This is a genomic window from Burkholderia sp. IMCC1007 (genome assembly GCF_027257875.1).
Lineage (GTDB): Bacteria > Pseudomonadota > Gammaproteobacteria > Burkholderiales > Burkholderiaceae > Burkholderia.
The window spans coordinates 71878-86035 of the sequence record NZ_JAPVQY010000013.1 but is presented as its reverse complement, the minus strand read 5'-3'; the positions used below and the strand labels follow the sequence as shown (position 1 = coordinate 86035).

Here is a 14158-nt window from a genome sequence, read left to right as displayed (position 1 = left end):
GCCGCTGCAATGAAAAATGCCACGCGCTTGCGTGGCATTTTCGTTTGACGCAGCCGACACGGCGCAGCACCGACGGGCCGCGCCATGCGGCCGCGCGGCGGGCTGCCGGTTACTCGCCTTCGGCGGCGATCACCTGCGCGGCGGCGTTGATCACCGACGCGATGCGGCCGACGTCACGCAGCTGCGTCGTCGTCATCCCTTGCTCGTTCTTCAGCAGCGCGTAGTGCGACTTCACGCAGAAGTGGCACTTGCCGACGATCGACGCGGCGAGCGCGTACATCTCGAACCGGCGCTTGTCGACGCCGCCGTGCGACGCATAGGCACCCATCCGCAGCTCGGCGCGCTGCGTCTTCAGGTCGGCGTCGTCGGCCATCTCGACATACGGATACCAGGTGTTGTTCATCCCCATCAGCGCGGCTGCCGTCAGCACGGCATTCGTCTCTTCGGGCGACAGCACGCCGGCTTCGCGGATCGTCTTCACGAGCACGGTGCTCTTCGCCGCGACCGCCGCCGCCAGCGCGACGCCGACCGCATCGTTGCCCTCGAGCGACGAACGCGAGATCGTGCCGTCGAGGTTCAGGCGAATGTCCTTCGCGTAGTCGGGGATACGTGCCTTAATCGAGTCGATGAATTCCATTGATATCTCCTATGGGTTGGCCGTTAAAAAAGCCCGCAGGCAGGACGTGCGCCGCGGGCTTCGTGCATTGCTACGCTTACAGCGTTGCGCCGCCGACTGCGCGGTTGCACGGGCAGAGTTCGTCCGTTTGCAGGCCGTCCAGAATACGCAGGACTTCTTCCGGGCTGCGGCCGACGTTCAGGTTGTTCACCGAAACGTGCTGGATCGTGTTGTCCGGGTCGACGATGAACGTCGCACGCAGCGCAACGCCGGCTTCCTTGTCGCGCACGCCGAGCTGGTCGATCAACTCGCCCTTGACGTCGCCGAACGAGTAGTGGTTCAGCTTGTCGAGGTCCTTGTGTTCACGGCGCCATGCGAGCTTCACGAATTCGTTGTCCGAGCTGCCGCCGAGCAGGACGGCGTCGCGCTCTTCGAACTGCTTCGTGAGCTTTGCGAATTCGACGATTTCCGTCGGGCACACGAACGTGAAATCCTTCGGATAGAAGTAGATGATCTTCCACTTGCCCGGGAACGACGCTTCGGTGACGGTCTCGAACGCCGACTGGCCGTTTTCCTCGTGATTGTTGAAGCCCGGCTTCGCGGCTACGACGGTGAATGCTTCGAGTTTATCGCCCACGGTTTTCATGCGGATACTCCTGTATGAGTTGGGAAGAAGACTGAGTCAAGCTACCTCGGTGCTGCAACGTTGATGTGACAGCATGCGGAAAACTATAACACTATTAGCAGAGCGCTTCAATAGATTTTAACTAACTATCTCCATAGCTTTTTTCAACCGTGGCGATAGTGTCGCGCGCAAGAAGCGTGCGCGAACGCGTCACGCGGTCGCACGCACCTTGCCGGCGCCGGGGAATTCGAGGGTGACTTCGAGGCCCGCTTCGGGGCTGCGGTTGCGCAGGCGCAGCGCGCCGCGATAGCGGCCGACGAGGCGCAGCACGATCGCCATGCCGAGCCCCGTGCCGTCCGCCTTGGTGCGCGCCGTGTCGACGCGGTAGAACGGCCGCATCACGAGCGGCAACTGGTCCTCGGGGATGCCGGGGCCCTCGTCGCTCACCGCCAGCTCGACGCGCGCGTGCGTCACGCGTGTTTCGAGCGTGATGCGCGACACGCCGTCTTCGCGGCTTTGGCCGTACTTGCGCGCGTTCTCGACGAGGTTGCCGATCACGCGGCGCATGTCCGTCTCGTCGGCCTCGATCACCGCGGTCGGCGCGAGCCGCGTACGGATTTCGACGCCGTCCTCGCCCGATACGCGCGCGGCGACCTCCTGCGCGATCGACGACAGGTCGACCGGCTCCGGCTTGCGCTGCGTCGGGCGTGCGTAGTCGATGAACGCGGCGATGATGCGGTCCATCTGCTCGATGTCGTCGACCATCGCGTCCTTGGTCGCCTGGTCGGACGGGCTCATCTCGGTTTCGAGCCGCAGCCGCGCGAGCGGCGTGCGCAGGTCATGCGAGATGCCCGCGAGCATCAGTGCGCGATCGGCCTCGAGCTGTTCGAGGTCGCGCACCATCTGGTTGAAACTGCGGTTGGTGTCGGCCGCGACACCCATCCCGCGCTCGGGCAGCGGCTCGGGCGCCTGGCCCGAACCGACCTGGCGCGCGGCCAGCGCGAGCCGCGAGAACGGCCGGTTCACGAGGCTCGTGATGAACGCGGAGCCGAACAGCGACAGCGCGAGCGCGAACAGCCCCCAGCCGGCCCACTGCAGGCCCGTGACGTTGTCGAGCTGGTCGCGGTCGAGCGCGACCCAGTAGTCGTCGTCGTCGATCTTGAAGCTGATCCACACGCCGGGTATGTCGTTGACCGACTGCGCGATCACGGTATCGTCGCCGAGGCGGCTGCGGATGTCGTGTTCGATCAGACGATTCAGCGATTCGTCGGGCTGCAGCTTGAACTTGTCGGTCTTTTCGCGCGGGTACACACGCACGCCCTCGTTGCTCTCGAGATCCTGCAGCAGCGCGCGCCGCAAGTCGGGATCGGAATAGAGCAGGGCGGTGCGCGTGAGCTTCACGACCGCGACGAGCTGGAGCGCGACGCGCTGTGCGCGCGGCTCGCGTTCGATCACGCGAAAGCTCTGGAACCACGCGGCGAGACTGACCGAGATCAGCAGCGCGATCAGCAGGAAGGTGCGCCAGAACAGCCCGCCGAACGCGAGCTGCAAAAGGCGCCGGTCGATACGCATGGGACGGGCCGAGGACAGGCGAAACCGGGAAGGAAAAAGATCAGGCGGCGCCGTCCGGAATGAACACGTAGCCGAGGCCCCAGACGGTCTGGATGAAGCGCGGGCTGCCCGGATCCGGTTCGATCAGCTTGCGCAGACGCGAGATCTGCACGTCGAGGCTGCGGTCGAACACTTCGTATTCGCGACCGCGCGCGAGCTCCATCAGCTTTTCACGCGACAGCGGCTGGCGCGGATGACGCGCGAACACCTTCAGCACCGAGAATTCGCCGGTCGTCAGCGGAATTTCCTGGCCCGACTTCGTCAGCGTGCGCGTCGCGAGATTCAGCGAGAACTCGCCGAACTCGAACACCTCGGTGGTTTCGGACGGTGCGCCCGGCAGTTCGGCCGGCGCCTGGCGGCGCAGCACCGCGTGAATGCGCGCGACGAGTTCGCGCGGGTTGAACGGCTTCGGCAGGTAGTCGTCGGCGCCCATCTCGAGGCCGACGATGCGATCGACGTCCTCGCCCTTCGCGGTCAGCATGATGATCGGCGTGCGGTCGTTGCTGCCGCGCAGGCGGCGGCAGATCGACAGGCCGTCTTCGCCCGGCAGCATCAGGTCGAGCACCAGCAGGTCGAAGCGCTCGCGCACCCAGAGCTTGTTCATCGCGGTCGCGTTCTCCGCGACGTAGACGTTGAAACCCTGCTCGCCCAGATAGCGGCGCAGCAGATCGCGCAGGCGCGGGTCGTCGTCGACGACGAGAATCTTGGAGGGGTTTTTCGTTTCCATGAACGGCATCTTATCGCGAATGGGAAATCAAGCACGGTCGCCTATTTTGCGGCGTTACAGTCAGTTACAAAATTTACCCGTAGTGTCGCAGAGAGTAAAGGCAGCCTATAGAGATTCCTTTACTCGAAGCCGAAATTCAGTAGATACTCCCCTGCACTCCATCTTTCATCTTTGCACACCCGAATTCCGCAGGGTTTTTCAAGTACCAGAGGTAACCGGTTGCCGCGTGACGAAGGGAACAAATCGACCAGAGAAGCGAGGACGGTCATGCGATCTGCACGGATTGCACTGATGCTGACGATCGCACTTGCCAGTCCATATGCGTCGAACCTCGCGTATGCGCAGCGCGCCGAGCAGGGCGCGTCGTCGCGCAAGATGCAGCGCGGCAAAGCGTCGCAGTCCGACCGCACCGCCGACACGGCGGTCCGTTCCGCCGTGCCTCCCGATCTCGAACAGCGCCGCCGCGACGGGCACATGACGCCCGAAGAGCGCCACCTGCTGCGTCAGCACATCGAGGACGCCGTGCGCGAGCTGTACAAGCGCTGAGCCGCGCGTCCGTCCCGCCGCACGAAAGATTCCGTAGCAATTTTTCCGTCAACGTTCGCCCGCGTCCCGCCGTTGAACCGGCATCCGCACCGCCGGTGCGTTTCGGGAGTTCCAGACGATGAAAGCGCATGCTGCCGCATCGGTATCACCCGCGATGCAGGCGCCGCTCGACGCCGACGATGCGTCGTTCTTCCTGAGCCGTACCGGCTTTTCTCCCGCCCCCGCCGAGGTCGCGCGTATCGTCGGCATGACGCGCGCGCAGGCCGTGGCCGACGTGCTGGCCGACGTGCGCCGCGAACCCGTGACGACGTGGCCCGACTGGCTCGCCGAGCTGCCGCCGACGCGCGCGCAGCGTCAGGCGCTGACGCCCGACATGCGCCGCGACGAGCAGCGCGAACGCAATCGCCGTTACGATGCGCTGCGCGCCGCATGGATCAACGAGATGATCGTGACGCCGTCGCCGCTCACCGAACGCATGACGCTGTTCTGGCATGGACATTTCACGTCGGGGCAGGACAAGGTGCCGTATCCGCAGACGATGGCCGCGCAGAACGCGCTGTTTCGGCGCGAGGCGCTCGGCAACTTCGGCACGCTGCTGCATGCGGTCGCGAAGGATCCGGCGATGCTCCAGTATCTCGACGGCGCGAGCAATCGCAAGGGGCGTCCGAACGAGAATTTCGCGCGCGAGGTGATGGAGCTGTTCACGCTCGGCGAAGGGCATTACACGCAGCACGACGTGACCGAAGCCGCGCGCGCGATGACCGGCTGGAGCATCGATCCCGACACGCTGCGCTTCGTGCTGCGCCCCGAGTGGCACGATGCGGGCGACAAGACGATTCTCGGCGAGACCGGCGCGTTCGACGGCGACGGGTTTCTCGACATCCTGCTGAAGCGGCCCGACACGGCGCGTTTCATTGCGGGCAAGCTGTGGCGCGAGTTCGTTTCCGATACGCCCGATGCCGACGCGCTCGACACCGTTGCCGAGCGGTTTCGCGCGAGCGGTTACGACATCCGTGCGGCGCTCGCCGCGCTATGGTCGACCGATGCGTTCTGGGATCCGCGCAACCGCGGCGTGCTCGTGAAGTCGCCGGCGGAATTCGTGGTCGGCTCGGTGCGCCTGTTCGACGTCGCGTACGGCGATCCGCAGATGCTCGCGAACACCGTGCGCACGCTCGGGCAGAACCTGTTCTATCCGCCGAACGTGAAGGGCTGGCCGGGCGGCGCGATGTGGATCAACAGCACCACGCTGCTCGCGCGCAAGCAGTTCGTCGAGCAGTTGTTCCGTGCGACCGAGACCGCCGGCATCCGCGCGCCGACGCATGCGATGGCGCCGCCGAACGCAATGGCGCCGCCGCCGAATGCGCGCGCGCATGCGGTGACGGTGGCCAACACGGCGTCGGCGGCCGGCATGCCGGGCGGGCCGGCGAAACCCATGCGCGGTGGCTTGCGGTTCGACCTCGAGCGCTGGCTCGCGCAGTATCGCGCGCGACCGCAGGCGCCGGCCGGACTGTCGACCGAGCTTCAACTGCAGCATGCGGTGCTGCCGGTGTCGCCCGTTGCGGCGATCGATACGGACTCGACCGGCAGCGCGTATCTCGAGGCGCTGCTGATGGATCCGGCCTATCAACTGAAATGACGAAAACGACGATAGAGAGGAGCGCCGCAGCGGAGAATGTGCCGCGCGGCGAACCGAAGGATGCGCGATGAATCGACGTGACTTTCTGACGCTGACGGGCGCCGCCGCTGCGGCGGGCGTGTCGGTGTGGCAACCGTCCGCGCTGGCCGCCCCGGCGGCGCGTACGACGGGCTATGCGAACGTGCTGATTCTCGTCGAGCTGAAAGGCGGCAACGACGGGCTCAACACGGTGGTGCCGTATGCCGATCCGTTGTACTACCAGTTCCGCCGCAGCATCGGCATCAAGCGCGAGCAGGTGCTGCAGCTCGATGCGCATACGGGGCTGCATCCGTCGCTTGCGCCGCTGATGCCGCTGTGGCGCGACGGGCAGGTCGCCGTCGTGCAGGGCGTCGGTTATCCGCAGCCGAACCTGTCGCATTTCCGCTCGATCGAGATCTGGGATACCGCGTCGCGTTCCGATCAGTACCTGCACGAAGGGTGGCTGACGCGCACGTTTGCGCAGGCGCCGGTGCCGCCCGGTTTCGCGGCGGACGGCGTCGTGCTCGGCAGCGCCGAGATGGGGCCGCTCGCGAACGGCGCGCGGGCGATCGCGCTCGTCAATCCCGCGCAGTTCATCCGCGCAGCGCGCCTCGCCGAGCCGTCGTCGCTGCGCGAACGGAATCCGGCGCTCGCGCACATCATCGACGTCGAGAACGACATCGTGAAGGCGGCCGACCGGCTGCGTCCGCGCGGCGGGATGCGCGCGTTCAGGACGGCTTTTCCCGCGGGGACGTTCGGCACGTCGGTGAAGACGGCGATGCAGGTGCTCGCCGCCTGCGACGCGTCGGGGCCGGGGGCGCAGGATGGCGTCGCGGTGCTGCGGCTTACGCTCAACGGGTTCGATACGCACCAGAACCAGCCGGGCCAGCAGGCGGCGCTGCTCAAGCAGTTTGCGGAAGGGATGAGCGCGATGCGCAGCGCGCTGATCGAGCTCGGGCGCTGGACCCAGACGCTCGTGATGACGTATGCGGAATTCGGCCGGCGCGTGCGCGAGAACCAGAGCAATGGCACCGATCACGGCACGGCCGCGCCGCATTTCGTGATGGGCGGCCGCGTGGCCGGCGGGCTGTATGGTGCGCCGCCCGCGCTCGGGCAGCTCGACGGCAACGGCAACCTGCCGGTCGCGGTCGATTTCCGTCAGCTCTATGCGACCGTGCTCGGGCCGTGGTGGGGGCTCGATGCGACGCGCGTGCTGCAGCAGCGCTTCGACACGTTGCCGCTGCTGAAGGCGTGATGAGCGCGCGTTGCGGGTGCGCCGTGCGAATCAGCGACGACGTGCGGCGCGCCACGCGATCCACAGCTTGCGGATCGGCGTCAGCGCGATGCGCTGGTGCAGCACCTGGAAGCTGTCACGCTCGATTTCATCGAGAAGCGCGCCGGCCAGCGCGATCTGCGCGCGCAGCGTGCGCTGCGCGCGGCGTTCGGATGCGGGGATCGTCGCGTCGGCCGCGGCGAGCGCTTCGCGCGCGCGGGCCGTCTGGAACTGCAGCAGCTCGGTGAAGGCCGGGCTGTAGCGGCGGTTCAGCAGATCGGCCGCGGTCACGTTGTAGCGCTGCAGTTCGTCGATCGGCAGATAGATGCGGCCATGACGCGCGTCGTTGCCGAGTTCCTGCACGAACTGCGCGAGCATCAGCGCGCGGCCGACGTCCGCGGCCCACGGCTGCGGGTCGCCGGGATTCGCCGCGCTCGCGCGGGCGATCAGCGACGCGAACGTGCTGCCGACCTGCGCGATGTAGCGCTGCAGATTCGCGAAATCCAGGTAGCGCGCCTGTTCGAGATCCATCCCGTAACCGTTGACGAGCGTGCGCAGCGCGTCGGCTTCCGTCGCGATCGACGGATGATGCTGCGCCAGTGCCTTCGTGACCGGATGCGTCGGCTCGCCGGCGGCGAGCGCCGCGAGCTCCTTGTGCCACCACGCGAGCTTCGTGTGGCCGACGGTCGGATCGCTGGTTTCCTTGACGGTTTCCTCGAGTTCGCGGCGCAGCGCGAACAGGGCCGTCAGGCGTGGCGCGGCGGCGAGCGGTGCCTGGCGCAGCGCGTAGTAGACGCTGGAGCCGGCGGGAGCAGCCTTTTGCTGACAGTAGTCGTCGAAGTTCACGGGCGGGATCGGGGCGAAGGCGGGTTCGGGGAGGCGCGTGCCGGCGCGTGGCCGACATGTCGAGCGCGGCATTCTAGCACCGCTCTTCGAGCGGCGCCGGCGGGGGCGAGACAATGCGGCGGAGATCGGGTAGAATCTCGCGCTCGCCTGATCGGGCGTGCCGGCTTTTCGGGTCGGCGCGAAGTGTCCCGGGTATTTCGGGCGCGCGGAGAACGTATCTTGCGTGCCGCGCGATCAGGCAACGGACATGCGCGTGAGTGGCGAAATTGGTAGACGCACCAGGTTTAGGTCCTGACGCCCGCAAGGGTGTGCCGGTTCGAGTCCGGCCTCACGCACCAACAGGGTTATACGGGGATCGACACTCGTTGTCGATTTACGGTGGATAAACGCTCTCCGGGCGATGTACTGTATGGGCATACAGTATAAATCACCGCCCAATGTCGACGTTTGCGGGGTACAGTGCGCAAATTCTCCCCACGTCACTCCCCAAATAGCTTCATGGCTTCAATCACCCCATACCGGGACGGCTGGCGCGCCCAAATTTCCGTAAAGCCCGCCCCCGATCAGAAACCTATCCGCGACTCACAGACCTTCCGTACGCAGCGCGAGGCAAAGGCATGGGCGTCGGACCGTGAGCACGAGATTCGGCAGACCGCCGCGCAAAGTCCGGCAGAGCGCTACACAGTCCGGGATATGCTGGAGCAGTGCGACAAGGAAGTGATCCCGTCGAAGCGCGGCTCGCGCCCCGAATCGATGCGGCTGCGCGCGTTCCTTCGCAACTTCCCTGCGCTGGCCGATAAACGCTGGCTGAGATCACGACTCCCGATCTAGCGGCGTGGCGGGATGCGCAATTGCGCGGATTCACGGGAGCAGATGGAGAGCGCGTTCCGGCTGTGAGTGTGGCGTCAGTCCTGCGCGACATTTCGTGGCTGCGCAATGCTTTCTCGATCGCTCGCAAGGGATGGCAGTGGATGGACGCTAACCCGTTCGATGGTTTCCGTCTGCCAGCGGAACCGCCATCACGCGATCGACGCGTAGGTGTCATCGACCAGCCGACGATGTGCGTTGCCGGCATCTGGCGCACCTTGAAAGGCCCGGACGGTAGACCGCGCCATGTGATGACGATGATTACCGTCAACGCGGACGGCCATCCCGTCATGTCGCGAATGCATAAACCGGACGACGAGAAGCGGTCGATCGTCATCCTACGGCCGGACGACTGGGAGGAATGGCTGACGACCCCGAACGTTGAAGCTGCGCGCGCGATGCTGCAGCTCTATTCCTCGGACGAGACTGTTGCCGAGCCCAAGTAACTTACCTGCACTGCGGTGCGGCACATAGCAAAAAGCGCGCTTCGATCGGGCTTTTTTGCGTGCTACAAACTTGCTGCAGCATGGCATGGGAGCCGTGCCAGATAAGTCCGACGCTTATCATTCTATCCCCTGAACTAATGGGTGAGTCCGCGGCGAGACTTTGGTTCGCGGTCGCTGGGGCGCGGCGTTGATTCGCCGCGGTAGCGACACGCTATCGCACATTGAACGTGCAGAAAATGAATGGCGGTACCCTTTGAGGAATGAGCTGCAGTGCGTACTCTGGTTAGGTGCCGCGGATTAACCGGAGCTAAAGACGGCCACGTATTGCGGGCAAACAACCGTCAGCGGCAAAACCGTCCAAGTAGTACTGCTGCCAGAGCAAGAAACGGCAAAGATTTTCGTCATCGAGAGCGACGGACGTTCGCTGCGACCACAAACGATAAATGTGCACGAGTACGTCGAACATGGCATGTCAGGCGACGAAATCGTCCAACCTATCTTGGCAGTGGTTACCGGGTCCTTAGAGGAACTAGATCGCATACGGGCGCGTTGACCTGGTTACGCCGCGTCTCTCAGCGAACCCGTAGGTACCGGGTGTGGCGGAAGGGAAGTTCTTGAGGAACGGGCTGCTCTGCGGGTTGCGGATCAGTATCTGCGCCCTTCGTCGATCAAGGCGACACGAGCGAAGTAAATAGCGTCGCCCGGTGCCGCAGTGGGGCGCGTGCCAATTGACCAGACAAGTTGCTTTGATTTTCCGGACTATACCAGCGGGGCAGTGCTTGTCTGCTGATACGAAGAATGAAAAAAGCCCGCTGTACGCGGGCCCCGTGCAATCAGCAATTGCCTTTCTTCGCCTGTCCGGGCGGGCAGAATCCGTTCCCTGGCCCGCCGTGCGGTGCGATGACGACTGGTGCACCCGGAACGTATGCGACGCACCCGCTGAGCGCGCCGACGACGCTCGCTGCGGCGAGCAGTGCGATAACCCCTTTCTTCACTTCTTTCTCCCGTTATTGAGGAAAGGGCCATGCGGCCCTTTCGATGATGCTGTCGACGCGTTAGAAGCTGAAATTGACGTTCGACTGGCTGGTCGCAGCGTTGACGTTGGTTGATTGCGTTGCGCCCGAAGCCGCGTCCGCCTCGATCGTATATTGTGCGGCGGCGGCCGGCGACGCGGCGAGCGCGACCGGCAGCGAGCCCGAGTACGTACCGACGATCGGCGCGGCCGTGGGCACGTTGAGCGCATAGGCGCCCGTGTCCAGGTTCGCGTTGACCGACGTGATCTCGTACGCGTTTGCATCGACGGTCTGCAGCGCACGCACGAACGCGTTGGCGCTTGCCGTCACCGTGCCGCCGACGGTGCTCATCGTCGATGCCGGCAGCGCGATCGGCGCGTTCGACGCTGAAACCGCAGTGGTTGTGTTCACCACGACCGGAACCGAGCGCACGATGCCCGACGCGAAGTTGTTCTGCACGATCACGACGTCGTAGTTGCCTTGCGTCGAGCTCTGGATCAGCGGCGACAGCACGAACTTGCCGGTGCTGTCGGCCACGGTGCCGCGGACGACCTTGCCGCCTTGTTCCGCGTACACGGTCGCGCCGGCTTCGGCCCCCGCGACATAGCCGGAGATCGCGCCGCTCACAACGGTCGGGATCGCGGTGACGACCGGCTTCAGCGCATACGTGCCGTTGCCGCGCTGGACGATCGACTTGCACGCGTTGAAGTCGAGCACGAGATCGACGAGCGTGTTCGGCTGCACGGTGAACGGCTGAATGATCTTGTAGCCGCTTTGCGTCGCGCTCGGCGTCGCAAGCGCCTGCTCCGTGCCGCCCGTCGGGACGACCGAGTTTGCGAGGGTGTTGCCCTGGTTCGCTGCGAGAACGAGGCGGACCTGCTGATACTGGCCGGCCGGCAGCGCGGTCTGGCCGATATCGGCGAGCACGCCGTTAGTCAGCGACAGCAAGTCGATCTTCTGCGGCGTCGCCAGCGTGATCGTCGACCAGCCCGCATCGTTATCGGAAGCATTCGCATTTCCATTGACGCGCACCTGCGAGACGGTGACGTAGACGTGATCGAATCCGCACGAAGGCGCGTCGGTCATCGCGACGTGCAGCGTGCCGGTTTGCACGCTGCCGCCGTCGTCGCCGCCGCCGCAACCGGCGAGGACGAATGGAACGAACGCGGCGCAAAGTGCGCTCTTGATGATGTTATTCATATCTCACCCCTGTGGGTATTATTGTGGGTGACGGAAGAATAGTGACACTTCAGATTACTATTTGGCCGACTTTGAAACCAACAGTAACATTTCGTTTGATCGGTAAATTGTACCGACATTGATGCTGCTTCGGATGGAACCCGCCGTGTGGTGAGCGCGATTGCTTCGTGGCAGCGCGTGATGCGCGCATCGTGGATTGGATGGGAGGGTCGATACTAAGCAACTAGCGGTCACACCAACAAAATCCTTTCAATACGGCAGCGTAGGTTTCACACTCCCCAAAAAATTCCCATTGAACGATGTAATCCTTTATTCGTGAGCCGGTTCGAGTCCGGCCTCACGCACCACGTATGCGCCCAAGCATTTCGATGTTTGGCCCAAAAAGCCCCGTCAGCCAACCACTGACGGGGCTTTTTGCTATCCGCGTGGCCAAGTTTCCGATCGACGCCCACGGAATCGTGGGGCTTGCGGTGATCCGAAAGATTGCGGCGCGCGCATGTGCGAAGGAGCGCCGACCGCGGGTCGTTGTCGACCGGCGACTCGGATTCACGTTTCGAGCGCTCGATCTGCGTCCTCCGGCTTGTCTTGCCGCCCGGGAATCCGTACGCCGAGATGTAGGCTCACTGCGGCTCGATCACGGCCGAGAGACTGTATAAAAACACAGCCTATTTCGAGATAAGCTACGGTGTTCCAGATCGGATGCGAGGGTACGGCAATGTCGATTCTCGTGGGTACGGCTTCGTGGACCGACAAGACGCTGATCGAGTCGGGCGCCTTTTATCCGCCCGGCTGCAGTAGCGCCGAGGCGCGTCTGCGGCACTACGCCAGTGTCTTTCCCGTGGTCGAGGTGGATTCGTCTTACTACGCGATGCCGAGCGCGACGAACAGCGCGCTATGGGTCGCGCGCACGCCGCCGAGCTTCGTCTTCAACATGAAGGCGTTCCGGCTCTTCACCGGCCACCAGACCGAGCCCAGGTTTTTCCCGAAGGACCTGCAGCTCGAACTTCCGAGCACCGGCAAAAAGAACCTGTACTACAAGGATGTGCCGCCGCCGATCATTGAGGAACTGTGGTCGCGCTTCTTCGAGGCGCTGCGGCCCCTGCACGAGGCGGGCAAGCTCGGCGCGGTGCTGTTCCAGTTCCCGCACTGGGTGACCGCGGCGCCGAAGTCTGTCGCGCACGTCGAGCACTGCGCCGAGCGCATGCACCCGCTGCTCACGGCATTCGAATTCCGGCACGAGAGCTGGTTCGACGACAAGCACCGCGAGTCCACGCTCGAGATGGAGCGCGCGCGCGGGATCGTGCACGTGATCGTCGATGCGCCGGAAGGCGTGACGAAGCGCGTGCATTCGGTCTGGCAGGCGACGTCGCCCGAGCTGGCGATCGTGCGGCTGCATGGCCGTAACGCGTCGACCTGGAGCGGAGCCGAATCGGTGTCCGAGCGATTCAACTACGAGTACAGCGACGACGAACTGCGCGAGCTCGCGCAACCGATCGAGGACATTGCGCGTCACACGGCTCACACGCATGTCATGTTCAACAACTGCTACCGCGATGTCGCGCAGCGCAATGCGCGAACGATGATGCACGTGCTTGGCGCAATAGCGGGGTCGTCGTGACCCTACGGGCGCATGACCGGGAAGAGGGGCTACGCGCTGTTTAACCCCGGGGGCTGTCGACGCTCCGCGCCACCCGCACGCCGATTTCCGTTTTGTCCTTGACGCTGGCCATGCCGGCTTTTGCAGGAATACCCGGCGACATCCACGCACCAGACCGGCATTCGTTGATTCCCTGCCCAGGAGGCTCGTTCATATGAACAATGTTGCTCTCACATGCGTGGCGGTTCTCGGACTACTACTCTTCGGCCTCGGATTGTCCATCTCGGTCATGCGTTTTCGAGAAGGAACGAGTTCAGGCTGCGAGCCGAACCCCGCGAACCGGCTACACAAGCTCGTCCGCGCTCATGCCAATACGGCCGAATACGCGCCGTTCCTCGCGTTGCTGTTTCTCTATCTCGGCGCGCGATCGCCTTCGACGGCGACGGTGTCGCTGATCGTCGCCGCAACGGTGTGTCGCTGTTTGCTCGTCGTCGGACTGATCGCATGGCCAACGATGGCAAAACCCAACGCTTTCCGGTTCGTCGGCGCACTCGGGACCTACCTGACCGGTGTGGCGCTATGTGCGATGGTGATACGTTGAGATGCGACGGACAGACGAGATCGCGGGCGTTCGGGGCGATCCGCTGCAAACCGGCGCATCGTAATCGCGAGACCAACATGCCAGCTTTACGCACCAGACATTGCTCTGCCGAACTCCAGCGTCGACTGCGCAGCCTGCTCGGCCACGAGTAGATCGACATGCAAGGCTACGGGCGTCACCTGCTGATCAAACTCGTGCTAGTCCCAGAAACTCCGCACCGCGACCGCCACGATCACCGGTACCGAAAACACCAGCGGAATCGCGAAATACTGCGCTTCGCGATCGACGACCCAGCTGTAGATCAGCCAAGCCGCGCCGATCGCGAACGTGATGACGCCAACCAGCACGGCGACGATATTGACTGCGAGCTTCGACGGCTGACGGCGCGCTTTGTCCTTGGAGTCGGGTTCGCTCGGAGACGATTTCATCGGAAGAGGGGCCTGGCAGGTGTAAAAGCACAGGAGACTCCATCCGCACGGATCGCGCAAGGGCCTGCGCGCGCAGGCCCCGCATCGCCCGTTCCGGCGGGCGAGCGC

13 protein-coding genes, 1 tRNA gene and 1 pseudogene are annotated in these 14158 nt (G+C 64.4%); 8 read left to right on the top strand and 7 right to left on the bottom strand.

Features of this window, described 5'->3' with window-relative positions; genetic code table 11:
* Positions 1–109: 109 nt before the first annotated feature.
* The 4 genes from O1Q03_RS14775 to ompR all read right to left on the bottom strand — a co-directional run bounded on the left by O1Q03_RS14775 (position 110) and on the right by ompR (position 3588).
* On the bottom strand, positions 110–637 hold the full coding sequence (locus O1Q03_RS14775) for a carboxymuconolactone decarboxylase family protein (protein ID WP_006752031.1): 528 nt from the start codon (positions 635–637) through the stop codon (positions 110–112).
* A gap of 76 nt (positions 638–713) precedes the next feature.
* Positions 714–1262, bottom strand: a complete 549-nt coding sequence (locus O1Q03_RS14770; RefSeq protein WP_006478563.1) for a peroxiredoxin — start codon at positions 1260–1262, stop codon at positions 714–716.
* A gap of 189 nt (positions 1263–1451) precedes the next feature.
* Positions 1452–2813: an ATP-binding protein gene (locus tag O1Q03_RS14765; RefSeq protein ID WP_269504351.1), complete on the bottom strand. Its 1362-nt coding sequence runs from the start codon at positions 2811–2813 to the stop codon at positions 1452–1454.
* Between the two features lie 40 nt (positions 2814–2853).
* Positions 2854–3588: an osmolarity response regulator transcription factor OmpR gene (gene ompR, locus O1Q03_RS14760; RefSeq protein WP_370542727.1), complete on the bottom strand. Its 735-nt coding sequence runs from the start codon at positions 3586–3588 to the stop codon at positions 2854–2856.
* Positions 3589–3846: 258 nt separating this feature from the next.
* Here ompR and O1Q03_RS14755 point away from each other — a divergent pair, with 258 nt between their 5' ends.
* The 3 genes from O1Q03_RS14755 (at position 3847) to O1Q03_RS14745 (ending at position 7034) form a co-directional block, all read left to right on the top strand.
* Positions 3847–4125, top strand: coding sequence for a hypothetical protein (locus O1Q03_RS14755; protein ID WP_269504350.1), 279 nt, complete (start codon positions 3847–3849; stop codon positions 4123–4125).
* A 118-nt stretch (positions 4126–4243) separates the two neighbouring features.
* Positions 4244–5761, top strand: a complete 1518-nt coding sequence (locus O1Q03_RS14750) for a DUF1800 domain-containing protein (protein WP_269504349.1) — start codon at positions 4244–4246, stop codon at positions 5759–5761.
* A gap of 67 nt (positions 5762–5828) precedes the next feature.
* Positions 5829–7034 carry a DUF1501 domain-containing protein gene (locus tag O1Q03_RS14745; protein ID WP_269504348.1) on the top strand — a complete coding sequence of 402 codons (1206 nt, stop codon included), beginning with the start codon at positions 5829–5831 and terminating at the stop codon, positions 7032–7034.
* A 30-nt stretch (positions 7035–7064) separates the two neighbouring features.
* On the opposite strand, the gene hpnD is transcribed toward O1Q03_RS14745, so the two are convergent.
* Positions 7065–7898, bottom strand: a complete 834-nt coding sequence (gene hpnD, locus O1Q03_RS14740; RefSeq protein WP_269504347.1) for a presqualene diphosphate synthase HpnD — start codon at positions 7896–7898, stop codon at positions 7065–7067.
* 251 nt (positions 7899–8149) lie between these two features.
* Here hpnD and O1Q03_RS14735 point away from each other — a divergent pair.
* The 3 genes and pseudogenes from O1Q03_RS14735 to O1Q03_RS14725 all read left to right on the top strand — a co-directional run.
* Positions 8150–8236, top strand: a tRNA-Leu gene (locus O1Q03_RS14735).
* Positions 8237–8396: 160 nt separating this feature from the next.
* Positions 8397–8729: a hypothetical protein gene (locus O1Q03_RS14730; protein ID WP_269504346.1), complete on the top strand. Its 333-nt coding sequence runs from the start codon at positions 8397–8399 to the stop codon at positions 8727–8729.
* A gap of 200 nt (positions 8730–8929) precedes the next feature.
* Positions 8930–9211 (top strand): annotated as a pseudogene (locus O1Q03_RS14725) (SOS response-associated peptidase family protein); the annotation flags it as partial.
* Between the two features lie 1055 nt (positions 9212–10266).
* On the opposite strand, the gene O1Q03_RS14720 reads toward O1Q03_RS14725, so the two are convergent.
* Positions 10267–11424, bottom strand: a complete 1158-nt coding sequence (locus tag O1Q03_RS14720) for a DUF4382 domain-containing protein (protein WP_269504345.1) — start codon at positions 11422–11424, stop codon at positions 10267–10269.
* A gap of 715 nt (positions 11425–12139) precedes the next feature.
* Here O1Q03_RS14720 and O1Q03_RS14715 point away from each other — a divergent pair.
* Both O1Q03_RS14715 and O1Q03_RS14710 read left to right on the top strand, forming a co-directional pair.
* Positions 12140–13042, top strand: a complete 903-nt coding sequence (locus tag O1Q03_RS14715) for a DUF72 domain-containing protein (RefSeq protein ID WP_269504343.1) — start codon at positions 12140–12142, stop codon at positions 13040–13042.
* A 193-nt stretch (positions 13043–13235) separates the two neighbouring features.
* Complete coding sequence (locus O1Q03_RS14710) at positions 13236–13622, top strand: MAPEG family protein (protein WP_269504342.1); 387 nt, start codon at positions 13236–13238, stop codon at positions 13620–13622.
* 197 nt (positions 13623–13819) lie between these two features.
* Here the strand turns inward: O1Q03_RS14710 and O1Q03_RS14705 are convergent, their stop codons facing one another.
* Entirely contained in the window at positions 13820–14050 is a 231-nt protein-coding gene (locus O1Q03_RS14705) for a hypothetical protein (protein WP_269504341.1), read from the bottom strand.
* Between the last annotated feature and the right edge of the window lie 108 nt (positions 14051–14158).

Excerpts from the sequence above, each read along its gene's own strand:
- O1Q03_RS14755 (WP_269504350.1), top strand. The coding sequence starts at position 3,847 with ATGCGATCTGCACGGATTGCACTGATGCTGACGATCGCACTTGCCAGT.
- O1Q03_RS14775 (WP_006752031.1), bottom strand. The coding sequence starts at position 637 with ATGGAATTCATCGACTCGATTAAGGCACGTATCCCCGACTACGCGAAG.
- O1Q03_RS14745 (WP_269504348.1), top strand. The coding sequence starts at position 5,829 with ATGAATCGACGTGACTTTCTGACGCTGACGGGCGCCGCCGCTGCGGCG.
- O1Q03_RS14705 (WP_269504341.1), bottom strand. The coding sequence starts at position 14,050 with ATGAAATCGTCTCCGAGCGAACCCGACTCCAAGGACAAAGCGCGCCGT.
- O1Q03_RS14710 (WP_269504342.1), top strand. The coding sequence starts at position 13,236 with ATGAACAATGTTGCTCTCACATGCGTGGCGGTTCTCGGACTACTACTC.
- O1Q03_RS14770 (WP_006478563.1), bottom strand. The coding sequence starts at position 1,262 with ATGAAAACCGTGGGCGATAAACTCGAAGCATTCACCGTCGTAGCCGCG.
- O1Q03_RS14720 (WP_269504345.1), bottom strand. The coding sequence starts at position 11,424 with ATGAATAACATCATCAAGAGCGCACTTTGCGCCGCGTTCGTTCCATTC.
- O1Q03_RS14715 (WP_269504343.1), top strand. The coding sequence starts at position 12,140 with ATGTCGATTCTCGTGGGTACGGCTTCGTGGACCGACAAGACGCTGATC.
- O1Q03_RS14765 (WP_269504351.1), bottom strand. The coding sequence starts at position 2,813 with ATGCGTATCGACCGGCGCCTTTTGCAGCTCGCGTTCGGCGGGCTGTTC.
- O1Q03_RS14730 (WP_269504346.1), top strand. The coding sequence starts at position 8,397 with ATGGCTTCAATCACCCCATACCGGGACGGCTGGCGCGCCCAAATTTCC.
- O1Q03_RS14750 (WP_269504349.1), top strand. The coding sequence starts at position 4,244 with ATGAAAGCGCATGCTGCCGCATCGGTATCACCCGCGATGCAGGCGCCG.
- ompR (WP_370542727.1), bottom strand. The coding sequence starts at position 3,588 with ATGCCGTTCATGGAAACGAAAAACCCCTCCAAGATTCTCGTCGTCGAC.